This window comes from Kribbella sp. NPDC056951 (assembly GCF_042674205.1).
In the GTDB taxonomy this organism is placed as follows: Bacteria; Actinomycetota; Actinomycetes; order Propionibacteriales; family Kribbellaceae; genus Kribbella; species Kribbella yunnanensis.
This window is the reverse complement of the sequence record NZ_JBHUQZ010000009.1, coordinates 115,420-137,523: the sequence shown is the minus strand read 5'-3', so window position 1 is coordinate 137,523 and position 22,104 is coordinate 115,420. Positions and strand designations below refer to the sequence as shown.

The window sequence follows — 22,104 nt, the reverse complement described above, 5'->3', positions numbered from 1 at the left end:
TCAGCGCGCATCCTCGTCGTTGTCGTAGAACGCCGGCCGCTCCGGATAGTGCGGACCGTCGTACACCTCCAGCAGCACGGAGGTCTCCTCGGCCAGCGTCGGCCCGTGCACGAGGCCCTTGGGATTCCAGTAGAAGCTGCCCTTGACGAGCGTGACACCGGTCGGCACGTACACGTAGCGCCCGCTCAGACAGAACATGAACTGGTTCGACGCATGCTTGTGCGTCGACGGAATCCCGCTCCCCTTCTCAAAACGCACGAGCGCGATCGACGCCTCGGTCTCCGGGTCTCGCCACAGCATCTTGTGCGACAACCCGTCCAAGGACTTCTCGACCCACTCCAGGTCATCCGTCTGCAGCAACAACTCACGCAGCGGCTCGTCAAAGGAAGTCATCAGCCCTCCTCCCGCGGCACAGGCCGGCCAGTGACGCGCGAGTACAACTCGAAAGCCACACCAGCCGACAGCGGCGCCACCGCAGCCACGTGCCCATCCGGCCGCAGCAGTACGACGCTCTCCGCCGGTACGCCGTACCGGTTCGTGGCGACGCTGCCCGGATCGAACAGCGACCTGTCGCGCAGCCCCGAGTCGTGCGGCGCGTCCCAGCGGGACACCGCGTAGTGGCGGAGCGCAGGTGAGTCGTTGAGCGGGATCTTCGGCCGCCGCCGCACGTCGGTGAAGTACAGCGCGACGAACGACTCCCGCACGAGGTCGTGAACCGTCACTCGCCCAGCCGGTCCCTGCAAGGCGAGGTCAGGTGCCCGGTCGCCTGCCCGTACGGCGGGCGGCTCGGCGGTCGTGGCCACCATCGACCAGTCCCCCACTCCGTCCACGTCCAATCGCACCCCGAGCAAAGTCCTCGTGTACGCCGTCGCCCAGTCACTCGTGTCGGCAGTCACCGCACCACGTTGGTGGGACATGTACTTCCGGGCCGCCTCGGCCATCTCACCGGACCCGTTGACCGCGACCGGCCGCTGCTCCTGCTCGTAACCGTCCAGCAACGCCGGATCGGCCCAGCCGCGCAGTACCCACGCCAACCGCCACGGCAGGTTGGAGGCGTCGAGCGCACCGGTGTTCAGACCCAGCGCCCACATCGGGGTGATCAGATGCGCGGCGTCACCCATCAGGAACACCTTGCGGTCGACTGTCCACTTGTCCGCAACCCGGTGGTGCACGTTGTAGATGACGGTGCCCAGCAGCTCGATGCGGTCCACCTCGCCGATGAACTGCTTCACCTTCACCAGCAGGTCCACGTCACCCGGCGTCTCGGCCCCGGGTGCCAGCGGGAACAGGAACCGCCAGTTGTCGGGCTGCCGGATCAGCACCATCCACTCGGTCTTGTCCGCGAAGTACGCGAGGTACGGGTAGTCGCGCGCGTTGTCGACGTCCAGGTCGACCGCGACGTCGATCAGCATGTACCGCTCGGGCAGCGTCTCCCCCACGACCGGTACGCCGAGCGCGTCGCGGATCTTGCTGCGGCCGCCGTCGCACGCCAGCAGCTGCGCGGCCTCCAGCGTCTGCGGACCGTCCGGCGTCTCCACCTGCAGCACCACGCGGTCGTCCAGCACCTCGAACGACGTCACGCGGTGTTGCAATCGGACAGTGTGCCCAGCGCGCTCCAGTGCGGCCGCCAGGATCGGTTCCATCCGCTGCTGCGGCAGGTTGATCACGAACGGGAACTGCGTGTCATTCACCAGCTCGGCCAGCCGCACCGACGCCCGCGGCGTGTTGGTGGCCCGGTCGATGTCACCGATCTCGTCGATCCGGACCGCGGCGTTCAGGATCTCCTCGACCGCGCCGTACCGGTTCCAGATCTCCAGGGTCCGGCTGAGCGTCGTACCGGCCTTGGTGTCCGAGGACAGCGTCGCGTCCTCCTCGAGGAGCACGAACGGTACGCCGTAGTGTGCGAGACCGAGTGCCGTGGTCAGGCCGATCGGACCGGCACCCACGACGACGACCGGCAGCTGGTCAGCAGTCACCGGGCACCCCCTTCAGAAGAGAAGGCCCGCTCCCGGGTCAGCGTCGAACCGGTCATCGTGGCCGCATCGGACAGCAGGAACAGCAACGGGCCGACCACGTCCTCGGGGTCGCCGATCCCTATCGTCTCCCGCCAGTGCTCCCGGTCCACCCCGTGGTTCGCATTTCGGAACTGTTCGGTGTCGATTACCCCGGGCGCCACCACGTTCACCCGCACCCGGTCCGCGGCCACCTCAGCCGCGAGCGACTTCGCGAACGCGACCAGCCCGGCCTTGCTCGTCGCGTACGCCGCCGCACCCGGATAGCCCGTCAACGCCATCCCAGAGGTGAACACCACGACCGAACCGGACCGCTGCGCCACCATGTGCGGTACGACGGCCTGACACGCCCACACCACGCCGTCCAGGTTCACCTGGAGCGTGCGACTCCACTCCGCCGGATCCAGGTCCAGTACGGCGGACCGCGGCTGCACCGCCGCACCGGCGACCAGTCCGTCGATCCGCCCGTACCGCGCGACCACTCCGGCAACCGCCGAGTCCACAGCCGCCCGATCCGCCACGTCGACCTCGACAAACGAGACAGCCGGGTCAGACGGCTTCACCACGTCGAACACCACGGCAGTCCCGCCGTACGACGTGATCGCGCTCGCCAGCGCCGCACCGATGCCTTGAGCGCCACCGGTGATCACGACGACCACTCCGGTCGCGTCAAAGGTCACCTTCACGACGACTCCTTCTGTCTCGAAGTCATCGTCTCGGTAATCCGCTGGAACGCACCAGCGAGGTGACTGCGCAAAGCCGTCTCAGCACCGTCAATGTCTCGCGCCGCACACGCATCGAGGATCGCCTGGTGCTCAGATCGGTTCTGCTCGATCATCGCCGCGGTGAGCGGGCTACCGAACCGGTAGCGCTCACTGTTCTGCCACACCGGCTCAATAGCCCGAGGCAACCACTGCGACCCGCTGGCCCGGTACACGGCGAAGTGGAAGTCCGCATGCGCGTCCCGAGCACCAGCCAGGTCCTGTGCCTGTGACAGCCGCAGGTGATCCGCCAGCGCGGCGGCAGCCTTCTCAACATCAGCTTCGGTGAACCGCTCAGCAGCAGCCCGCACCGCAAGTGACTCCAGCGCCAGCCGGGTCTCGTGCGTATCCCGCAGGTCCTCCAGCGACAGGTCACGCACCCAGGCACCGCGATGCGGGATGATCTCGACCAGTCCGAGCGCCTCCAGCCGGCGGAGTCCTTCTCGCACCGGCATCTGGCTCATCTCGAGCCGGTTAGCCAGCTCCACGAGCCGCAGCGGCGTACCGCTCGGCAGCTCGCCGGACAGGATCAGCTGGTGCAGCTCCGCGGCCGCATGCTCAGCCAGCGTCCGGCGTCCACCACGGCCGCCGCCCGGCAGCAGCTCCAACGGACCATTCATACGGCCACCACCCGATTCCGCAGTTCACCGAGCTTGTCCGAGCGTGTGACCACCACATCGCCGTCCTGCAGGAACACCTGCGGCTCACGCGCGTTACCGATCCCCGCCGGCGTCCCGGTCAGCAGCAGGTCGCCCGGCCGCAGCGTCATCCCGAACGACAGTTCGCTGATCAGCGTGGCCACGTCGAACGCCATCTGCCGTGTCGACGCGTCCTGCCGCACCTCACCGTTCACCAGGCACTGCAGCTGTACATCCTGTGGGTCGCCCAGCTCGTCAGCCGTCACGATCCACGGCCCGAGCGGCATGGTGTTGTCGACGCTCTTGCCCTTCAGCCACTGGCCGCCGTGCGCTCGCTGCAGGTCCCGTTGCGACACGTCGTTGGCCAACGTGTAGCCCCAGACATACGAGAGCGCGTCGGCCACCGGGATGTTCCGTCCGGTCTTGCCGATCACCAGCGCCACCTCGGCCTCGTAATCCCATTTCGAGGAGATGGCAGGGTCCCACGCGATGTCGTCGTACGGGCCGATCACCACATCCGGCCCCTTCGTGAAGAAGGTCGGGTGCAGCGGACGCTCGACGTCCTGCCCCTCGCGCTTGCCCTTGCTCTCCTCGAAGTGGTCCCAGTAGTTCCACCCGGTACACAGGATGTCCCGCCGGAACCGCCGCAACGGCGGCCGCAAAAGCTCAGGCGAGTAAGCGATCTTCTCCCCCGACAACGACGCGCCGTCCACGATCACCGACGTCAGATCCGTTGCCGATAGCAACAGAACCGAGTCATCGGAGAGTACGCCGGGCCGTTCCACCCCGTCGTACGCCACCATCACGTACTTCATCTCAGGTCCACTCGACGCCACGCATAGAGTCACCCCCAGTAGGTGCGATCACCGCAATCGCATTGATCTCGATCAGATAGTCCGGATGCGCAAGCTTGCTGACCTCGACCATCGTCGAAGCCGGCAGCGGTTCGACGAAGTACCGCGCGCGCACCTCGTGGATCTTCGCGAAGTCCTCCATGTTGCGCACGTACACGTCCACCCGGCAGACATCCGCCAAGGTGCCACCCGCAGCACGAACCGCGGCGGAGATGTTCTCGCACACCTGCCGGGTCTGTTCCCGGATGTCGCCGACGCCGGCGATGCTGCCGTCCGGACGGCGTGCGGTCATCCCGGAGACGAACACGAACCGCCCGGTCGCCGCGACCGTGGTCGCTTGCGAGAACACGCCGTTCGGGCTGTGCAGTTCAGTCGTCGTGACCTGGCTCTTCGCCATCAGTTCAGCACCCCTCCGGCCGGGATGACGGCGCCGACCGCGCGAGCGGTCGCCAGCAGTCCGTCCAATCCCGACCTCTCGATCAGTACGCCGTGCCGCCGTTGGTGAGCCGCGCGTTCCGCCTCGATCTCACCCGGCAGGTACAGCCGGTCCACCCCTGGTGCGGTCGCGCTGCCGCGGACCCGGTCCGCCAGCCCGGACGAGCGGCGGCGGAAGCTGTCGGCGCCACCGAGCAGCTCCGGGTCGATCGCCAGGAACAGGTGGGCGCAGTCGTTCGGCCGACCCGGCTCGCGGTACAGCGGGCGTACCTGATCGCCCCAGCCGCCACCGCTCAGAACCCCAGTCAGTACGTCGATCATCAGCGCCAGCCCGAATCCCTTGTGCCCGGCGGCCGGCAGCAGCATGCCGAGCACGGCCTCCTCCGGGTCTGTCGTCGGGATGCCGGACGGGTCGGTGGCCCAGGTGTCGGGGATCGGCTGACCGGCCGAGGCCGCCAACCGAATCTTGCCCAGGGCAACGGCCGACAGCGCCATGTCGAGCACGATCTCCACACCGGAAGCAGTCGGTACGGCGATCGCCAGCGGATTGTTGCCGACCAGTCGCTCGGCGCCGCCCGGCGCGGGCATCAACGGTGTGGTGTTCGACATCGCGATCCCGATACAGCCGGCCTGCGCGGCCTGCATGGCCCAGCGACTGGCCGCACCGAAGTGATGCGCGTTGCGGACCGACACCAGGCCGATCCCGTACCGGCCGGCACGCTCGATCGCCTGGCCCATCGCCTGCGGGCTGGATAGCTGGCCCATCCCGCCGCGGGCATCCGCGACCAGCGCGGCACCGGCGTCGGACACGATGTCCAGCTCGCGCTCGCGCGTGACCCCGCCGGCGTTCAGCCGATCGACGTACATCGGGACGAGCATGATGCCATGCGAACTGACCCCGCGCAGGTCTGCCTCGACGAGCGCGACCGCGATCGAGGCGGCGTCGTCCGGCTCGAAACCGACCGCACTGAAGACGGCCGAGACGGTTGCCTCCAGCCACGTCGGCCGGACCAGGACGCGGCGATCCGCGTCGGATGCCTGAGTTGTCACCGGCTCTCCTGCGCCCACGGCAGCAGCAGGTGCTCCAGCAGGACCAACCCGTAGAACAAGATGATGCTCATGATGCTGAGCAAGGTGATCGACGCGAACGCCAGCGCGGTGTCGGCACTCGCACCGGACGTGTAGATCAGATAGCCCAGCCCCTGGGTGGCGCCGACGAACTCACCGATCACCGAACCGATCACGGCCAGCGAGATCGCGACCTTGAGTCCGGTGAAGATCTGCGGCAGCGCGTGCCAGAGCCGGAGCTTGAAGAACTCCTGGGTCCGGCTCGCGTTCAGCGACCGGAGCAGCTCGACCAGCTCGACCGGGGTGGACTTCATCCCCTGGGCGGTCGAGATGACGATCGGGAAGAAGCACATCAGCAGCACCATCAGGACCTTCGGCCCCTGACCGAAGCCCATCCACACCACCAGCAGCGGCGCGATCGCGACCTTCGGGATCGCGTTCACCATCAGCAGCAGCGGGTAGACCAGCCGCTCGAGAATCGCCGACCGGACGATCAGCAACGCGATCGGGATCCCGACCACGATCGCGAGCAGGAACCCCTCGAGTGTCTCCAGCAGCGAGACCCCGGCGTTCTGCAGCATCATCACCGGGTCCTGGCTGAACCTGACCAGTACGTCGCCCGGGCTCGGCACCAGGTAGTCCGGCACCGAGAAGGCGATCGTGGCCAGCCACCAGAGCGCGATCACCGCGACCAGGCCGACGATCGGAAGCAGGATGGCGGCGGCCCGGGACTCGGTCCACCAGGAACGCTTCGTCATCGCGGCCACACCTCGTCGACCAGCCGCTCGGCGATCGGCGGCGTCTTGTCGGCCAGCAGCGCGTGCAGCCGGGCGCTGATCCGGGCGACATCCTCCAGATGACTGTTCTGACCGAGGCTTCGCGGCCTCGGGATGTCGATGTCGACGACGTCGCGCAGGCGACCCGGCCGGGGAGAGAGGACAACGGCCCGGTCGGCCAGTACGACGGCTTCGTCGATCGAGTGCGTGACGAACACGATCGTGGTGGACAGCTCCATCTTGATCCGCTGCAGTTCCTCGGACAGCTCGGTCCGGGTGAGCGCGTCGAGTGCGGAGAACGGTTCGTCCATGAGCATCACCTGAGGGTCGCGGATCAGCGACCGGCACAGCGACACGCGCTGCTGCATCCCACCGGACAGCTCGTGCGGCAACCGCCGTTCGAACCCTTGTAACCCGACCAGCTCGAGCAGCTCATGCGCCCGGTTCTTGTACGCCGTCCGGTCGCGGATCGTGCGGTCCAGTTCCACCGGCAGCAGCACGTTGGACAGCACCGACCGCCAGGCCAGCAGCGCCGGACGCTGGAACATGAACGCGACATCCGGACGCGGTCCGGTGACGGGCTCCCCCGCCACCTTGACCGTGCCCGAGGTCGGCGACAGCAGTCCCGCGATCAGCCGGAGCAGGGTGGACTTGCCACACCCGGACCGGCCGATCAGCGTGACGAACTCACCGGCGCGGACGTGCAGATCGATCTTCTCGAGGGCCGTGATCGAGCCCTCGCGTCCGTCGAAGACCTGACCCACACCGTCCAGCCGGATCATGCGGCCTAGCCCTTGGGGGCCAGGTCGACCGTGACCAGGTCAGCAGGCTTGAGCGTGCCCGGAGTGATCGCCTTCGCACCGCCGAGGATGTCCAGGATCTTCTGGACGCGCTCGGTGTCGACCGCGCCGAGCGGATCACCCGAGTTGGCCGGCACCGTGTACGGCTTCATCCGCTCGAGCTCCTGCTTGGCCACGCCGACATCGGTCGTCGGCACGTACTTCTTCAGGATCTCGGCCGCGGCGGCCGGGTCGTTGATCGCGTCCTGCAGCCCCTTGAGCAGCGCACCGGTGAACTTCTTCACCTGGTCCGGGTGCTCCTTGGCCAGATCGGACCGGGTCAGGATCGCGTTGCCGTAGAGCTCCGGCAGCACATCGCCGTACGGCAGCACGACGGCCTTGCGGCCGTCCTTGTCGGCCTTCTCGACCAGCGGGACGCCGACCACGAACTGGCCGATGCCCTGCACCTTGCCGGTCGACAGCAACTGCGGCAGCGCCGGCGGCGGCGCCGGGACGAAGTTGACCTTCTTGTCGTCGATCTTGACCCGCTGGGCGTAGACCGGGAACGTCACCTGGTTGGTCGAACCAGGCTGGTCGCCGATGTTCTTGCCGACCAGGTCCTTCGGCTCCTTGATGCCCATCCCCTCGAGGGAGACGATCGCGGCCAATGACTTCTGGTGGATCATCCCCACCGTGGTCACCGGCAGCTTCTGCTTGCCCAGGGTGATCGTGATCGCGGTGAAGTCACCGATGCCGTAGTCGGCCTGACCACCGGCTACCTGCTTCATCACGTCCACGGTGCCGGACCCCGGGCTGATCTTGACGTCGAAACCGGCGTCCTTGAAGTAGCCCTTCTCCAGCGCGACGTACGCATATGCTTCGCGGCCGAACTGGCCGAACGAGGTCAGGTAGCTGACCTTCTGCAAACCGCTGTCGCTGCCCTTGTCGTTCCCGCTGTTGCACGCGCTGACCAGGGCGAGCCCCAGGACCGCCGTCAGCGCGACGACGGAACGCCTCAACCTCATATCGACCTCTCTCATCCGATATTTGATCAAACATCAAATATGGAAAGGTGGTCAATCGGCCCCCCGGGACTTCACAGTGACTTTACCTGCCCTTAGTGCACTGTGCTTCCCGCAGTTCGCGCTGTGCCACCTGTCCTGGAGCCGTTCCCCCTGACCTGGCCCTTCCCGGCCCGGCCACCCGCCCCGACCACAGACCGTACCCGCATGAACAGCAGATCGCGACGCCCCCGGAGCGCCGATCGGGGACTTCGGCATCAAATTTGCGTAAACCCTCAACCTCTTGTGATTCCGAGCACTCCGTTCAGCCCGTTCACTCCGCCGAGGGAGGTTCGGACGGCCCGGGTTTGACACCATGGGGGCGTGGTGAACGCACTCAGGTCCCTCGGCCGGGCGTCGACGTACCTGCGCTGGATCTATCTCCTGATCGGCGCCGCACTGGTCCTGGCCGTTCTCCTGGTCGGCAGCGCGGTCGGCGCGCTCACCCATGACCTGCGGCTGCCGGGTCCGGCGAGTGCCGTGATCCTGATCCTGCTCGGCGTCGCGCCACCGCTCGCGATCGGCCTACTGCCCGCTGTGCGTGAGGTGGAGGGCATCGCGGTCTCATCGCTGCTCGGGGTCAAGTTCGACGAGCGGCCGCTCGGCCCGGCGAAGACGTGGGCCCAGCGGCGCCGTACTGCCTTCTGGCTGACCCTGCATCTGCTGGCGGGCGGCATCGTCGGCATCCTCAGCACCGCCGTCTTCGGCGCCGGGCCAGTGCTGCTCGTTGCCCCCTTCCGCTCGACGGGTTCGCAAGAGCTCGTGCCCGGCATCTCGTACGACGTCACTGGCAGCTGGACCGATCTGTGGATGCCGCTCGTGGTCCTGGTCGCACTGGCGGTGCTGTTCCTGATCTCGTCGGCCGTCGGCGCACTGCTCGCCCACCTCGCACCACGCATCCTCGGTCCGACAGCGGCCGAGCGCATCGAACTCCTCGAGCGCCGTACGGCGACGCTTGCCGAGCGCAACCGTTTGGCCCGCGAACTGCATGACAGCGTCGGCCATGCGCTCAGCCTGGTGACGATTCAGGCAGCCGCCGCACGCCGGGTGCTGGCCAGCGATCCGGAGTTCGCAGAGACCGCTCTGGGCGCCATCGAGACCTCGGCCCGATCGGCGCTGGCCGATCTCGACCACGTGCTCGGGCTGTTGCGCGACGATCGCCGACCGGGTTCCGCGACTGCGCCGCAGGCGACTCTCGACGATCTCGACCGGCTGGTGGAGTCCACTCGGGCCGGCGGCATCACCGTCACGATCGAGCGCATCGGGGCCCTCGACAAGTTGCCCGCCGCGGTATCGCGGGAGGCCTACCGGATCCTCCAAGAGGGGCTCACCAACGCGATCCGGCATGCCGGTCACCCGGACGACCAGCTGACCGTGGCCTTGGAGATCCGGCTCGACACCTCCGGGCTGCGGCTGACCGTGACCAACCCGGTCAGTGGTGACTCCGCCAACTCCGGTGGCGGGCGAGGACTGGCCGGCATCCGTGAAAGAGTCGCCGTACTGCGTGGTGCAGTCGCGGCCGGTCGGGATGACGAGGACTGGCGGCTGACTGTGTCGCTGCCGGTCGCAGTGACGACGAAGGGATGACAGGCATGACGCTGTCCGTGGTGGTGGTCGACGACGAGCCGCTGATCCGCAGCGGGTTGCGCGCGATCATCAACGCCGAGCCGGATCTGACCGTCGTCGGCGAGGCCGGTGACGGCGCCGAGGTGCTGCCGGTCGTCCGCCGTACCAGTCCCGATGTTGTACTGATGGACGTCCGGATGCCCGCGGTCGACGGCATCCAGGCGACCCGGCTACTGCTCGACAGCCTCGACCCGGCACCGCGCGTCCTGGTGGTGACCACCTTCGAGAACGACGACTACGTGTACGACGCCCTTCGCGCCGGCGCCTCCGGGTTCCTGCTGAAGCGGACCCCGCCGGACGACATCATCGCGGCGATCCGCACAGTCGCGGGCAGCGAGTCATTGCTGTTCCCGGAGGCAATCCGGGCGCTCGCGCTGGCCCATGTCGGAGCGCAGGCACAGCGGCCGACCGGGCTCGACGAATTCCAGCTGACCGACCGCGAGCAAGAGGTTCTGCGGCTGATGGCCCGCGGGCTGTCGAACGCGGAGATCGCCGCCGAGTTGATCCTCGGGCTGCAGACGGTCAAGACCCACGTCGCGAACGTGCTCTCCAAGCTGAACGCCCGGGACCGCACGCAGGCCGTCATCAAGGCCTACGAGTCAGGCTTCGTGCCCCTGCACTAGGTGGTGGCGGGGTCGACACTCTCGTCGGCCAGCACACACGCGTTGTGCAGCGGATCGATCGCATCCGCCTTCAGCGCGACGCGCTGGAGCAGCATCCGGAAGCTGGAGCGCTCCGCCTCGTCCAGGCTGCCGAGCACCTCGTCCTCGGTGGCCGCGAGCCGGCGCTCCAGGTCGCAGAGGGTCTCGGTCGCCTGCTCGGTCGGCACGATCAGCCGCGCGCGCCGATCCGCCGGATCCGGCTGGCGCTGCACCAGCCCGGCCTTCTCGAGGTCGTCGAGCAGATACGTCATCACGGTCCGGTCGACACCCAGCTGAGCGGCCAGATCGAGCTGCCGCTTCGGCCCGTCCGACGTCACCGTGGCCAGCACCTGATAGCCGCGCGGCCCACCCGGTACGTCGTCGAGCGCGGCCCCGGAGGCCTTCGCGTACCGGCGGAACACGACCCCGAGCGCCCAGCCCAGATCGGCCTCGACCGGCGCACCACTGGCCACCCGCGGCGGGACGCCGTGGGCCGTTCGCGCGCCGACATCCGGCGAAGTACTGGTCACGCGCCCAGTCTACGTGGTCTACGCCACCCGGAATACGATCTGACTTGAATATGTTCTGTTCAACAGATTATCTTCGTAGCAGCTCGAATGAGCCTCTACAGCCCCCAAGGAGAAGAACGACTATGACGACCTTGCTACGCGTCGACGCCAGCGTGCGCCTGAACGGATCGGTCAGCCGGGCGCTCGCCGACAGCGCCGAAGCGGCCTGGCGGGCCGAACACCCGGACGGCGTCGTCGTCCGCCGGGACCTCGGCCGCAACCCGCTGCCGGCGACGGTCTGGCCGGCGCTGGCCAAGGCCCAGGTCGGCGAGGAGCCGGCCACCGATGAGGAGCGGGAGCTGCTCACCGAGGCCCGTGCACTGGCCGAGGAAGTGACGAACGAACTCAAGAACGCCGACGCGGTCCTGCTCGCCGTCCCGCTGTACAACTACGGCATCGCCCAGCACGTGAAGGCCTGGATCGACGTCCTCCTGCTCGACATGACCTACCACGTCGAGAACCCGGTGGAAGGCCGCCCGGCGATCTTCACCCTCGCCCGCGGTGGCGGCTACCAGCCCGGTTCGCCGAAGCACGGCTGGGACCACGCCACGGCGTACCTGGAGCGCATCTTCGGTGACGTCTTCAAGATGAACGTCCGGATCGCGGCCGCCGAGCTCACCCTCGCCCCGGTCACCCCAGGGATGGAGTCGCTCATCGACCTGTCCAAGGCCTCCGAGGCCGAGGCCCACGTCACGGCCGAGGAACTCGGGGCCGTGGTCGCGAAGGAACTGGTCGCCAAGGCTGCCTGACCAACAGCGCTCCTGATGCGATGCCGTGCTAGCCGGCGTCGGATCAGCTGAGCTGCCAGGTGGTCAGGGTGACCGAGAGGGTTACCAGCGCCGGCTCGGGCAGGGCCGCGATCCGGTCCGCGAGCTCGTGCGGCGAGATGTGCCGCGCACTCGGTGTCATCAGCACCAACTGCTCCACCGCCACTCGATCCAGCCGCATCGGCTCCGCGATCACCTCGCGGCCGGTCTCGACGAAGGTCCCACCGAGCGCGTCCTGCAGGCGCCGCTCCTTGTCCTCGTCGACCGACACCATCCCCAGTACGCCGACCAGTTCGGCGAGGTGCTCCGGATTCGGAGTCACCACCAGCAGCGCGCCACCCGGGCTCAGGATCCGAGCCATCTCGGTCGCGTTCCGCGGGGCGAACACATTCAGTACGACCTGGGCCGCGCCATCCACCACGGGCAACTCGCGCCAGGCATCACACACCACCGAGCCGATCAGCGGATCCACCTTCGCGGCCCGGCGAGCGGCGTACCGGGAGACGTCGAGAGCGAGCCCCGGTCGCGATCTGCCGGTGACGCCGGCCAGGTAGTAGCCGGTGCCGGCGCCGACCTCGACGACGAGCTCGTCACTGTCCGGCTGCAGGTATTCGGCCGCGCGCAGGATCAGCGCGTCCCGGATCGGGGCGTAGTGACCGCCGCCGAGAAACACCGTCCGGGCGCCGATCATCCCGGCCGAATCACCCTCGATCCCATTCGATGCCGAGGGCAACAGATTGAGGTAGCCCTGCTTCGCGAGATCGTACGCATGCCCCTGCGCGCAGCGCGCTGTCCGGTCGGTCAGCGCCAACGCATCGGCACAGACCGGACAACGCAGTACGGCGACCAGGTCGGGATCCACCCGTCCATTGTCGGTCAGACGATGTCGCGACTGGTGATCCGGGCCCACGCCGCGCAGTAGAAGACGGCCAGGTAGCCGGCTTGCAGGAGCAGGTTGCGGACGATCGCGTCCCAGTACGGCGGGTCTCGGAGCAGGTCGGCGAACGACGTCCAGCCGTACATCAGCAGCCAGGGGTGGATCACGTCGATCTGCGGGATCGCCGAGAGGATGCCGAGCACGATGAACGTGCCGAAGGTGGCCGCCATCGCCGCGAGCGGGGTCGAGGTGAGCGACGACACGAACAGTCCGATGCCGGCCAGGCCCATCAGCGAGAGTGCGATCACCACCGCGATCGCCAGGGCCCGGAGTAGGCCTTCACCGAGGGAGATCGTCGTACCGGAGAGCAGCAGCACGTCGCCGACTGGGAAGAGTACGAACCCGACGATCAGGCCGGCGACCCAGATCGTGAACGTCGCGGCCAGGCAGAAGATCGCCAGCGCGACCATCTTCGCGGCCAGCAGGCGGGAGCGCCCGGCTGGTGCGGTGAGCAGGTTTCGCAGGGTGCCGAGGCTGGATTCGCCGGCCAGGGATTCGCCCGAGATCACGGTCACCGCGGTCGGCAGGAAGAACGGTAGTGAGAGGCCGAGGCTGGCCACGATCAGGAACAGCCCGTTCCCTGCGACCTGGCCGAGGAATCCCTCAGCGCCGCCTTCGGCACCGGAGAGCTTGATTGCGACGCCGATCATCACCGGGACCGCGGCGAGCACGGCCAGTAGGACCCACGTCCGCGCGCGGCCGAAGACGAACTGCAGCTCGGATTTGAACAACGCCAGCGTATGGCGGCCGGCGCTCGGTCTCGCGATCGCGACCTCGGCGACTGCGCTACTCGGCGACATCGAAACCCTCCCCGGTGAGCGCGACGAAGGCTTCTTCGAGGCTGGGACGCTCCAGGCCGAACCCGTGGATCCGGACATCCGCGGCAACCAGCCCCGCGGCGAACTTCTCGAGCGGCAACTCCCCCGCGTCACCCTCGACGGTGTCGCCGGCGGTTCGCAGGTCGGTCACGCCGAGGCTCTTCAGCGTCTCTGCAGCTGCGGCGACATCCGGCGTCTTCACGACCAGGCGCGGACGCAGCTCGGAGCGCAACTCGGCCATGCTCGACTGGCGGATCAGGCGGCCGCGGCTCATCACCGCGGCGTGCGTGCAAACCTGCTCCACCTCGGCCAACAGGTGGGTCGAGGTGAAGATCGTCGTACCGTCGTTGGCCAGCTCGCGGATCAGGTGCCGCACCTCGCGCGTGCCCTGCGGGTCAAGCCCGTTGGTCGGCTCGTCGAGCACTAGCAATTCACGGCGCTGCATCAGCGCGACCGCGATCGCCAGCCGCTGCTTCATGCCGAGCGAGTACGCCCGCACCTTCTTGCCGGCCGCGTTCGAGAGGCCGACCCGCTCGAGCGCCTCACCCGCCCTCGCCTTGCGAGTGCGCGGGTCCGCCGTCCGGTCGGCGGCATCGAAGCGCAGCAGGTTCGCCTGCCCACTCCAGAACGGATAGAACGCCGGGCCCTCCACCAACGCCCCCACCCGCGGCAACACCCGTAACTGCGCCTTCGGCATCGGCTGCCCGAGCAACTCGACCGCGCCCGAAGTCGGCGCGATCAGCCCGAGCACCATCCGGATCGTGGTGGTCTTGCCGGATCCGTTAGGCCCGAGGAAGCCGAAAACACTCCCCGCCGGCACCTCCAGATCCACCGAGTCCACCGCCACCTGTCCACCCCGAAACCGCTTGGTCAGCCCTCGCGTAACGAGCGGGCTCCCGCCCGTCGGGGTGGCAGGTGGAGGATTGCGGTCCGAGGAGGTGCTGGAAGCCTCCTCGGACACCTGAGTCTCTGTCACGTCAGCGGGGTGCCTTGGCTGCGGCGTCCTGGAGGGTTTGGGGGGTGACCAGGCCGGCGAAGACCCGGCCGTCGTCGGTGATGAGGGCGTTGACCATCTTGCTGGTCACGATCTTGCCCTTGCCCCATGAACCCTCGACCGTCTGCGCACTCGCCAGGAACTGGTCGACCGGACCACCGTCGCCGGTGAGCTTCACACCCTTGACCATGACCACGGAGGCCCAGCCCTCACCGAGCACGGTCGGCTCATCCGCCGTACCGGGCTTCTTCTCCGGCTTGCTCGGGATGCTCTTCGGGACGTCCGGCCGCGTGGTCGGCACCTTCGGCTGGGTGACCTCGACGCCCTTCGGCGGGGTGAAGGTGAAGGTGCTCGCGGACGGTACGGCGAAGGAGACCTGGGTGAAGCCGATCTCGACCGCCGGGTCCTTGCCGGTCCTCGGCAGCACGCTCACCTGCAGCGGAACCCAGGTCTTGGAGTCGACCGCGAGGGTCACGGAGCCGACCGTCGTCTTGTCTGTCTTCGGGGTCAGCCGCAGCTTGTAGGCGTCCCGCCCGGCGACCTTCTCGGTCCCGCTGACGTCGACCTTCGTGCTCGGGTCGATCGCGTCCAGGAACTGCTTGGCCACGTCCTGCGGGTTGTACGACTGCGGCGCCTTCTCCGCCTTGCCGGCCTTGTGCTCCGGAACCTGGAGCTTGACGGCCTCGCGCTTGCCCGAGTCGTAGGCCCAGGCGGACTTGCCGTCCGTCGTCCAGACCCGCTCGGCCATGTTGTCGAGCACCGAAACCCGCGCCTTGTCCGGCGCCGCGAAGGCGACCCGGGCGGTGTGCTCACCGCTCAGGAACTCAGTCACCTGACCGCTCGCGGAATCGCTACCACCGGTCACACCGGGTAGCGCCGGCAGCCCGAGATCCGCGGACGAGTGGACCGTGCCGCTCAGCCCGTCGACCTTCGCGGTCTGCACGTTCGCCAGCAGCTGCTGTGCGGAGATATCGGGCAACTTCGGCGAGGCGTCGGCGACCACCGGCCCGAGCGTCCCCACTCCGGCCACCACGGCCACCGCTGAAACCGGAACCAACCACCGTCGACTGCGCTGCGCTGCACCCATGTCCTCAAGACTCGCACCGGCAGCAAGCCCAGCCAAGGCCCCTCAGGGTCAGTTCACCCGAAAGAGTGAGCCCGCCGTACGACCTGGGTCGTACGACGGGCTCGGTTGTGCTGAATCAGCGGCTCTGGAGGGCGTCGAGAGCGACCGTCATCGCGGCGGCGACCCGGAAGTCGACGCGCTGGTCCTGCACCGTGATGCGGTACCGGTCCCGGATCGACATCTTCCGCTCGACCGACAGGATCGGCTGCTGGTTCGCGTTGTCGGTGAAGTCGAAGTGGAAAATGAACGGCAGCGGGATCTCACCGACGAACGGCACGAAGTCCCACACCCGGCGCAGAATCGCGATCCCCGCGCTCCGCTCCGTCCCCGACGACTCGAACCCGGCCCCGGTCAACTGCCAGCTGGACCGCAGCAGGCTCTTCCCGAACTCCTTCTTGAACCAGCCGATCTGCTGCCCGTTCGCATCGAAGACGTCGTACCCCGACCCGAGGTCGATCCGCTTCCGCGCCTTGAACGAGAACACCACCTGCGACTTGGTGTCGTCGGTGTAGAACGTGACCTCTTCCTTGAACGCCATCCGCTTCTGCTGCGCGAACGCCAGCAACGGCCCGTCGGACCCGTCCGGGTTGGTCGTGATCAGCTCGTACTTGTTGGCCATCAGCGTGATCCGCTGCTTCATCGAGAAGGCGGGCACGTACATGGATCCCCCACTGGGTGGCACAGTCATGCGGAGGAGTCTCGCAGCTCCCCCGGTTCATCCCGAAACCCAACCCCGCAAGCACCAGCCCCCACCCGCAGTCCCCGCCCCACCGCAACCGCCACCTCGCCGTCAGCAACCACCCGTACGACGATCTCCCCCGCCCCCTGCATCGCCAGATCCCGCACGATCTCCACGCCGGTCTCGACCCCCTCCACCACATCCCGCACCGGCCGCCACAACACCCCGAAATCCGCCTCAGGCTTGGCACCCAACTGCACGACCACCGTGTCAGCCCGCCCCAGGTACTCGGCCGGATCCCCACCAACCACCACCCGAACCACCTGCCCACGTGGAGTCGGATGCTCCGGGAAGGACGCTCCTGGCGCCACCTTCTGGGGTGCACCGCCATCAGCTACGGGGGTGCTCAGCGCCGCTTGCTTGGCGTCGGCGGCGATCGAGGTTGGCTCGGCGCCTGGGAGTCCTCGCCTTCCCCACGACTCCTGGTGCACGGCCCAGCTCAGCGGGCGGCGCGACGCCCAGCCCGACCGGACCAACTCCGGTGCGGGGGCGAACTGGTCGACGTACCCGATGCAGAGGTAGCCGACGAGCTCGATGTGGGTGGGTAGGTCGAGTACCGCGGCAACCTCGCCGGGTTCGAAGAACGAGACCCAGCCGACGCCGAGTCCTTCGGCGCGCGCGGCCAGCCACAGGTTCTGGATGGCGATCGCGACCGAGAACCACGTGGTGCGCGGATCCGCGTGCCGGCCGAGGACGTGTCGTCCACCGCGGCCGGCGTCGCACGTGACCGCGATGTTCAGTGGGGTGTCGAGGATCGCCTCGATCTTCAACCCGTCGAACTGCTGACGCCGCTCCTCCGGCAACGACGCCGCGAACGCATCCCGCTGCGCAGTCGCCAGATCATGAATCTTCCGCCGGGTCGCGATCTCCCGAATCAGCAGGAAGTCCCACGGCTGGCTGAGTCCGACACTCGGCGCCCGGTGCGCAGACTCCAGCACCCGGGTCAGCACGTCATCCGGAATCGGCAGGTCCACGAACCCCCGCCGTACATCCCGCCGCTCAGCCAGCACCCGATGCACCACCTGCCGCTCCCCCGGCGCATACCCCGGAGCGAACGCAAGCCGCCCCACCGCAACAGTCGCTTGCGGCGACGTCCGCTTGGCAACAACCAGCTCAGCACCAGTACTCAGTACGGCGGCCTCCGCGACGCTCGGCGTACCGGCTAGGCGCTCGACCTGCTCGCTCGGGCTCGGCACCTGCTGCCGACGTAACTCAGCTGGGGCGACTGTCTGCAACTCGGCTCCCAGGTGAGCGGCCAGCCTCTGGACACCCGGCTCGGACTCACGCCCCTCGACCGTGATCAGGATCCGCACCTCGCCGCCTGCCTCCGCGACGGCTTCGTCGACCAGGGTTCGGAGCTCGCGGTACGACGTACCGGCGCGCAGGCCGACGCCGACGACCAGGTTCATTTCTCCAACCCAGCGTGCACGCGTGCCGCCGCCACCAACCGCGCCGGCACATCCGGACTCGCCGTCCAATGCAGATGCAGGTACGACGCGTGCACGCGCGGCCGCGCAATCCCCTCGACCCCGCCGGGCAGGTACCAAGCCGGGTCGACCTCACCGTCGAGCTCAACCGCAGTCCGGTGGAACTCATGCCCACGAACCCGCCGGCCCTCATCGAAGAACGCCGTCGTCGTCGCCGCTATCGCGGTCCGATAGCCGAGCGTCAGACTGCCGGTCATTCGCGCGGTCGCCGAGAGTACTCCGGTCATCGGGTGACCGTCGAGTTCGCGGCACAGGTACAGCAGTCCGGCGCACTCCGCGATCACCGGCAGCCCGGCCGCGATCTCGGTCGCGACCTGCCGACGCAACTGCTCGTTGGCCGACAACGCCTCGGCATGCAACTCGGGAAACCCACCACCGAGATACAACGCAGCGGTTGCCTCAGGCAACGGGTCGTGCAGCGGATCGAACCGGACCACCTCAGCTCCGGCGGCCGTCAGCAGCTCCGTCGTCTCGGTGTAGTGGAACGAGAACACCGGCCCACCAGCCACCGCGACGACCGGCCGGCCTTCCTCCGCCGGCGTCACCTCCGCCGCCGGATCCCACGCTGACGTCTCCAGCTCGGAGGCCGCCCGGGCCGCCGCAACGAACGCCTCCAGGTCAACCCCAGCACGGACCAGCTCAGCCGCGGCCTCGACCGCGTTCTCCGCCTGCTCCCGCTGCTCATCCGCCGGCACCAAACCCAGATGCCGACTCGGCACCGTCAACCGCGTGTCCCGCCGCAACACGCCCAGCACCGGTACGCCGGTCGGTGCCACCCCGGCCCGTACTTCCGCCTCATGCCGATCCGAACCGACCTTGTTCAGGATCACCCCGACGATCCGCACCTCGGTGTCAAAGGCAACGAACCCCTGCACGACCGCCCCGACACTCCGCCCCGCGGCGGAAGCATCCACCACGAGCACAACCGGTGCCTTGAGCAACTTCGCCACATGCGCGGTCGATGAGAACCCGTCGGTCCCCAGCGCGCCGTCGTACAGGCCCATGACACCCTCGATCACCGCAATGTCTGCACCCTGCGCGCCATGCGCGAACAGCGGCGCCACGCGCTCCTCACCGGACAGCATCGCGTCAAGGTTCCGCCCGGGACGCCCAGTGGCCACCGCATGGAACCCAGGGTCGATGTAGTCCGGACCAACCTTGAACCCGGCCACCACGTGCCCAGCCCGGCGCAACGCCGCCATCAGGCCGACCGCGACCGTCGTCTTCCCGGCACCCGACGAGGGCGCCGCCACGACGATCCGTGGAATCACCACGCCCGGCTCCTCGGGCAGCCGCTCGATCCCGCCCCAGCCGCTACCACTCGATACCTCGCTGGCCCTTTTGCCCGGCGTCCATCGGGTGCTTGACCTTGGTCATCTCGGTGACCAGGTCCGCCGCGTCGATCAGGCGCTGGTCGGCGTTGCGGCCGGTGATGACGACGTACTGGTGACCGGGCCGGTTCACGAGCGTCTCGCAAACCTCGTCGACATCGACCCAGCCCCACTTCATCGGGTAGGTGAATTCGTCCAGCACGTAGAGATCGTGGGTCTCGGCGGCGATCCGGCGCTGGATCTCGCGCCAGCCCTCCACGGCGTCGGCGGCGTGGTCCTCCTCGGTGCCGGCCTTGCGCGACCAGCTCCAGCCTTCACCCATCTTGTGCCACTCGACCGGCCCACCCTGCCCCGTTGCCTCGTGCAACTGACCGAGCGCCTTGAAGGCACCTTCCTCGCCGACCTTCCACTTCGCGCTCTTCACGAACTGGAAGACCCCGATGTTCCAGCCCTGGTTCCAGCCGCGCAACGCCATCCCGAAGGCGGCGGTCGACTTGCCCTTCATCTCGCCCGTGTGCACCATCAGCAGCGGCCGGTTACGGCGCTGCCGCGTGGTCAGGCCGTCCTGCGGTACGACCTCCGGCTGTCCCTTCGGCATCAGGCCGCCTTCCTTTCGGTGACCGCACGAATAAGGTTGCCAGCGGCAACATCCCCGAGGTCGAGATACTCCGCCCCCAGGTCAGCCGCAAGCTCACCAGCCAGCCCAAGCCGAACCCCGCGGCGCGGTTCACAGTCCACAACCACAGTCGCAATCCCACGCTGCGCCAGCCAACCAGCCGCCTGCTTCGCCCGCGCAAACGCCTTCTCGCCATACGTCGCGCGCCCATCCGTCACGAGCACCAGCAACGGCCTTCGCCGCGGATCCCGAATCGCCGCAATCCGCAGTACTTCGGCCGCCTGCAACAACCCCTCGGCGAGCGGCGTCCGACCCCCAGTCGGAAGCGACTCAAGCCGCCGTACGGCGGTCTCCACGCTCCCGGTCGGCGGCAACGCAACCGTCGCCTCCGCCCCCGCGAACGTGACAAGCCCGACGGTGTCGCGACGCTGATAAGCATCAAGCAGCAACGAGACGATGGCCGTCTTCACCTCACCCATGCGCCGCTTCGTCCCCATCGACCCAGAAGCATCCACACAGAACAACACAAGGTTCCCCTCCCGCCCCTCGCGCACAGACAACCGCACATCCCCAGCCCGAACCGCCAGCCCGGCACCGATCCGACCGCGGGCGTGCTGGTGTGGTGCTGCTGCCCGGATGGTCGCCAGCAGGTGCGGCCGGCCCGACTCACTCCCCACGCGTGCGCGGTCGCCCACCACACGCCCGACCTCGGTGATCGCCCGGGACCGCCTACCAGCAACCCCCGCACCCGCCGCCTGCACGCTCAGCAGTCGTGCCTTGTACGGCTCGGAGCTCCCGACGACGTCACCGACCGGAGTCGGGCGCCCGGGCTGGCTGTCGGCCGGATCCGGGTCGGCGGAGTTCCGGGGAGCGTCCGGCCCGGTGCCGGGGTCGTGGGCGTCTGGGCCGCGGTCGTCTGCCGGGTCGGTGGGCGGTGCTGCGTCGGGGTCCGTGGGCGGTGCGTCCGGGTCGGAGCCGCCACCTGGGCCGCCGTCGGGTCCACCGTCCGGGTCGTCGTCCGGGGGCGGCGGCGTGCTGTCTTGGATTGCTTGTTCTAGTTGGTCCTCGTCCATGCCGGGGGCGTCGAACGGGTTCCGGCGGCGGCGGTGTGGGAGGGCTAGCTTGGCGGCGGCGCGGACGTCTTCGACCTCGACGACCGTCCGACCGGACCATGCCGCGTGGGCGACTGCGGTTCGGGCGGTGACCAGGTCGGCGCGCATCCCGTCGACGTCGAACGACGCGCAGATCTCGGCGATCTGGCGCAAGGCCGAGTCGGTCAGGATGACTTCGCTCAGCAGGTCGCGCGCCTTCACGATGCGTTCCGCGAGCTCACGCTGCGGGCCGTCGTACCGGATGACGAACGCGGCCGGGTCGGCCTCGTAGGAGAGTCGCGCGCGCATCACCTCGACGCGTACGGCGGGATCGCGGCTCGCGACGACGTCGACGGTCAGCCCGAACCGGTCGAGCAGCTGCGGCCGCAGTTCGCCCTCCTCCGGGTTCATCGTGCCGACCAGCACGAACCGCGCCGGGTGCGTGACCGAGACCCCGTCGCGTTCGACCGTCGCCCGGCCCATCGCGGCCGCGTCCAGAAGGACATCCACCAGATGGTCGTGCAGGAGGTTGACTTCGTCGACGTACAGCAGTCCGCGGTGCGCGGCCGCCAGCAGACCCGGTTCGTACGCCGTGACTCCCTCGGCCAGCGCCTTCTCCAGGTGCAACGACCCCAGCACCCGGTCCTCGGTCGCGCCCACCGGCAGCTCGACCAACCGAGCCGCCCGGCTCACCGCCTCGGGCGCGACATGCGGCCCGTCCGGACAGTCCGCCGCCGGAGCCGCGGGGTCACACGAGAACCGGCACCCCGGTACGACGTCCACCGGCGGCAGGATCTCGGTCAGCGCGCGGACGGCGGTCGACTTCGCCGTACCCTTCTCGCCGCGGATCAGTACCCCGCCGATCGCCGGTGAGATCGTCGCGAGGATCAGCGCGAGCTGAAGGTCTTCCATCCCGACCACCGCGGTGAACGGGAAGCCGGTCGAGGGTGGCGCAGGCCGCATCAGCGGGGAATCCCT

Annotated in this window: 23 protein-coding genes; 3 read left to right on the top strand and 20 right to left on the bottom strand. The window is 68.4% G+C overall.

Annotation, left to right across the window (positions count from 1 at the left end):
• Genes ACFTSF_RS30020 through ACFTSF_RS29975 form a run of 10 tightly spaced genes read right to left on the bottom strand, consistent with a single transcriptional unit; the run spans position 1 to position 8,348 of the window.
• On the bottom strand, positions 1 to 393 hold the full coding sequence (locus tag ACFTSF_RS30020; RefSeq protein ID WP_380157545.1) for a cupin domain-containing protein: 393 nt from the start codon (positions 391 to 393) through the stop codon (positions 1 to 3).
• The gene (locus ACFTSF_RS30015; protein ID WP_380157543.1) at positions 393 to 1,976 is read right to left on the bottom strand and encodes an FAD-dependent monooxygenase; all 1,584 of its coding nucleotides are present in this window, start codon (positions 1,974 to 1,976) and stop codon (positions 393 to 395) included. Before ACFTSF_RS30015 ends, ACFTSF_RS30020 begins: the two co-directional genes overlap by 1 nt.
• Positions 1,973 to 2,698 (bottom strand): SDR family NAD(P)-dependent oxidoreductase, encoded by a 726-nt coding sequence (locus ACFTSF_RS30010; protein WP_380157541.1) that lies wholly within the window; start codon positions 2,696 to 2,698, stop codon positions 1,973 to 1,975. Before ACFTSF_RS30010 ends, ACFTSF_RS30015 begins: the two co-directional genes overlap by 4 nt.
• Positions 2,695 to 3,393 carry a GntR family transcriptional regulator gene (locus ACFTSF_RS30005; RefSeq protein WP_344158632.1) on the bottom strand — a complete coding sequence of 233 codons (699 nt, stop codon included), beginning with the start codon at positions 3,391 to 3,393 and terminating at the stop codon, positions 2,695 to 2,697. Before ACFTSF_RS30005 ends, ACFTSF_RS30010 begins: the two co-directional genes overlap by 4 nt.
• The gene (locus ACFTSF_RS30000) at positions 3,390 to 4,226 is read right to left on the bottom strand and encodes a fumarylacetoacetate hydrolase family protein (protein ID WP_380157538.1); all 837 of its coding nucleotides are present in this window, start codon (positions 4,224 to 4,226) and stop codon (positions 3,390 to 3,392) included. The genes ACFTSF_RS30005 and ACFTSF_RS30000 overlap by 4 nt, the downstream gene beginning before the upstream one ends.
• Before the next feature lies 1 nt (position 4,227).
• Positions 4,228 to 4,662 carry a RidA family protein gene (locus ACFTSF_RS29995; RefSeq protein ID WP_380157536.1) on the bottom strand — a complete coding sequence of 145 codons (435 nt, stop codon included), beginning with the start codon at positions 4,660 to 4,662 and terminating at the stop codon, positions 4,228 to 4,230.
• Entirely contained in the window at positions 4,662 to 5,750 is a 1,089-nt protein-coding gene (locus ACFTSF_RS29990; RefSeq protein ID WP_380157534.1) for an Ldh family oxidoreductase, read from the bottom strand. The genes ACFTSF_RS29995 and ACFTSF_RS29990 overlap by 1 nt, the downstream gene beginning before the upstream one ends.
• A complete protein-coding gene (locus ACFTSF_RS29985; RefSeq protein WP_380157532.1) occupies positions 5,747 to 6,526 on the bottom strand; it encodes an ABC transporter permease in 780 nt (259 codons plus the stop codon). The genes ACFTSF_RS29990 and ACFTSF_RS29985 overlap by 4 nt, the downstream gene beginning before the upstream one ends.
• Complete coding sequence (locus ACFTSF_RS29980; protein WP_344158642.1) at positions 6,523 to 7,326, bottom strand: ABC transporter ATP-binding protein; 804 nt, start codon at positions 7,324 to 7,326, stop codon at positions 6,523 to 6,525. The genes ACFTSF_RS29985 and ACFTSF_RS29980 overlap by 4 nt, the downstream gene beginning before the upstream one ends.
• Positions 7,327 to 7,331: 5 nt before the next feature.
• A complete protein-coding gene (locus ACFTSF_RS29975; RefSeq protein WP_380157530.1) occupies positions 7,332 to 8,348 on the bottom strand; it encodes an ABC transporter substrate-binding protein in 1,017 nt (338 codons plus the stop codon).
• Positions 8,349 to 8,708: 360 nt separating this feature from the next.
• Here ACFTSF_RS29975 and ACFTSF_RS29970 point away from each other — a divergent pair, with 360 nt between their 5' ends.
• The gene (locus tag ACFTSF_RS29970) at positions 8,709 to 9,971 is read left to right on the top strand and encodes a sensor histidine kinase (protein WP_380157528.1); all 1,263 of its coding nucleotides are present in this window, start codon (positions 8,709 to 8,711) and stop codon (positions 9,969 to 9,971) included.
• Between the two features lie 5 nt (positions 9,972 to 9,976).
• A complete protein-coding gene (locus tag ACFTSF_RS29965; protein ID WP_344158648.1) occupies positions 9,977 to 10,633 on the top strand; it encodes a response regulator transcription factor in 657 nt (218 codons plus the stop codon).
• Here ACFTSF_RS29965 and ACFTSF_RS29960 read toward each other — a convergent pair.
• Positions 10,630 to 11,181 (bottom strand): MarR family winged helix-turn-helix transcriptional regulator, encoded by a 552-nt coding sequence (locus tag ACFTSF_RS29960; RefSeq protein ID WP_380157527.1) that lies wholly within the window; start codon positions 11,179 to 11,181, stop codon positions 10,630 to 10,632. The genes ACFTSF_RS29965 and ACFTSF_RS29960 overlap by 4 nt on opposite strands.
• 122 nt (positions 11,182 to 11,303) lie before the next feature.
• On the opposite strand from ACFTSF_RS29960, the gene ACFTSF_RS29955 reads away from it, so the two are divergent.
• Positions 11,304 to 11,969: an FMN-dependent NADH-azoreductase gene (locus tag ACFTSF_RS29955; protein WP_380157525.1), complete on the top strand. Its 666-nt coding sequence runs from the start codon at positions 11,304 to 11,306 to the stop codon at positions 11,967 to 11,969.
• A gap of 43 nt (positions 11,970 to 12,012) precedes the next feature.
• Here the strand turns inward: ACFTSF_RS29955 and ACFTSF_RS29950 are convergent, their stop codons facing one another.
• From ACFTSF_RS29950 to ACFTSF_RS29910, 9 genes are all read right to left on the bottom strand, one after another.
• Positions 12,013 to 12,849, bottom strand: a complete 837-nt coding sequence (locus ACFTSF_RS29950) for a putative RNA methyltransferase (RefSeq protein ID WP_380157523.1) — start codon at positions 12,847 to 12,849, stop codon at positions 12,013 to 12,015.
• Between the two features lie 14 nt (positions 12,850 to 12,863).
• A complete protein-coding gene (locus tag ACFTSF_RS29945; RefSeq protein ID WP_380157522.1) occupies positions 12,864 to 13,724 on the bottom strand; it encodes an ABC transporter permease in 861 nt (286 codons plus the stop codon).
• Positions 13,711 to 14,589, bottom strand: coding sequence for an ABC transporter ATP-binding protein (locus ACFTSF_RS29940; protein ID WP_344158658.1), 879 nt, complete (start codon positions 14,587 to 14,589; stop codon positions 13,711 to 13,713). Before ACFTSF_RS29940 ends, ACFTSF_RS29945 begins: the two co-directional genes overlap by 14 nt.
• A gap of 130 nt (positions 14,590 to 14,719) precedes the next feature.
• The gene (locus ACFTSF_RS29935) at positions 14,720 to 15,823 is read right to left on the bottom strand and encodes an outer membrane lipoprotein carrier protein LolA (RefSeq protein ID WP_380157519.1); all 1,104 of its coding nucleotides are present in this window, start codon (positions 15,821 to 15,823) and stop codon (positions 14,720 to 14,722) included.
• 115 nt (positions 15,824 to 15,938) lie between these two features.
• Complete coding sequence (locus ACFTSF_RS29930) at positions 15,939 to 16,550, bottom strand: hypothetical protein (RefSeq protein WP_344158662.1); 612 nt, start codon at positions 16,548 to 16,550, stop codon at positions 15,939 to 15,941.
• Positions 16,547 to 18,010 (bottom strand): 5,6-dimethylbenzimidazole synthase, encoded by a 1,464-nt coding sequence (bluB, locus tag ACFTSF_RS29925; RefSeq protein ID WP_380157517.1) that lies wholly within the window; start codon positions 18,008 to 18,010, stop codon positions 16,547 to 16,549. The genes ACFTSF_RS29930 and bluB overlap by 4 nt, the downstream gene beginning before the upstream one ends.
• Positions 18,007 to 19,362, bottom strand: a complete 1,356-nt coding sequence (locus ACFTSF_RS29920; protein WP_380157515.1) for a cobyrinate a,c-diamide synthase — start codon at positions 19,360 to 19,362, stop codon at positions 18,007 to 18,009. Before ACFTSF_RS29920 ends, bluB begins: the two co-directional genes overlap by 4 nt.
• Before the next feature lie 40 nt (positions 19,363 to 19,402).
• Positions 19,403 to 20,017 carry a cob(I)yrinic acid a,c-diamide adenosyltransferase gene (cobO, locus tag ACFTSF_RS29915; protein ID WP_380157513.1) on the bottom strand — a complete coding sequence of 205 codons (615 nt, stop codon included), beginning with the start codon at positions 20,015 to 20,017 and terminating at the stop codon, positions 19,403 to 19,405.
• Positions 20,017 to 22,089, bottom strand: a complete 2,073-nt coding sequence (locus tag ACFTSF_RS29910) for a magnesium chelatase subunit D family protein (protein ID WP_380157511.1) — start codon at positions 22,087 to 22,089, stop codon at positions 20,017 to 20,019. The genes cobO and ACFTSF_RS29910 overlap by 1 nt, the downstream gene beginning before the upstream one ends.
• Positions 22,090 to 22,104: the final 15 nt, after the last annotated feature.

Bases quoted from the DNA above. Each gene is read 5' to 3' on its own strand.
- ACFTSF_RS30020 (WP_380157545.1), bottom strand. From the start codon at position 393: ATGACTTCCTTTGACGAGCCGCTGCGTGAGTTGTTGCTGCAGACGGAT.
- ACFTSF_RS30005 (WP_344158632.1), bottom strand. From the start codon at position 3,393: ATGAATGGTCCGTTGGAGCTGCTGCCGGGCGGCGGCCGTGGTGGACGC.
- ACFTSF_RS30000 (WP_380157538.1), bottom strand. From the start codon at position 4,226: ATGAAGTACGTGATGGTGGCGTACGACGGGGTGGAACGGCCCGGCGTA.
- ACFTSF_RS29995 (WP_380157536.1), bottom strand. From the start codon at position 4,662: ATGGCGAAGAGCCAGGTCACGACGACTGAACTGCACAGCCCGAACGGC.
- ACFTSF_RS29985 (WP_380157532.1), bottom strand. From the start codon at position 6,526: ATGACGAAGCGTTCCTGGTGGACCGAGTCCCGGGCCGCCGCCATCCTG.
- ACFTSF_RS29980 (WP_344158642.1), bottom strand. From the start codon at position 7,326: ATGATCCGGCTGGACGGTGTGGGTCAGGTCTTCGACGGACGCGAGGGC.
- ACFTSF_RS29975 (WP_380157530.1), bottom strand. From the start codon at position 8,348: ATGAGGTTGAGGCGTTCCGTCGTCGCGCTGACGGCGGTCCTGGGGCTC.
- ACFTSF_RS29965 (WP_344158648.1), top strand. From the start codon at position 9,977: ATGACGCTGTCCGTGGTGGTGGTCGACGACGAGCCGCTGATCCGCAGC.
- ACFTSF_RS29955 (WP_380157525.1), top strand. From the start codon at position 11,304: ATGACGACCTTGCTACGCGTCGACGCCAGCGTGCGCCTGAACGGATCG.
- ACFTSF_RS29945 (WP_380157522.1), bottom strand. From the start codon at position 13,724: ATGTCGCCGAGTAGCGCAGTCGCCGAGGTCGCGATCGCGAGACCGAGC.
- ACFTSF_RS29935 (WP_380157519.1), bottom strand. From the start codon at position 15,823: ATGGGTGCAGCGCAGCGCAGTCGACGGTGGTTGGTTCCGGTTTCAGCG.
- ACFTSF_RS29930 (WP_344158662.1), bottom strand. From the start codon at position 16,550: ATGACTGTGCCACCCAGTGGGGGATCCATGTACGTGCCCGCCTTCTCG.
- bluB (WP_380157517.1), bottom strand. From the start codon at position 18,010: ATGAACCTGGTCGTCGGCGTCGGCCTGCGCGCCGGTACGTCGTACCGC.
- cobO (WP_380157513.1), bottom strand. From the start codon at position 20,017: ATGCCGAAGGGACAGCCGGAGGTCGTACCGCAGGACGGCCTGACCACG.
- ACFTSF_RS29910 (WP_380157511.1), bottom strand. From the start codon at position 22,089: ATGCGGCCTGCGCCACCCTCGACCGGCTTCCCGTTCACCGCGGTGGTC.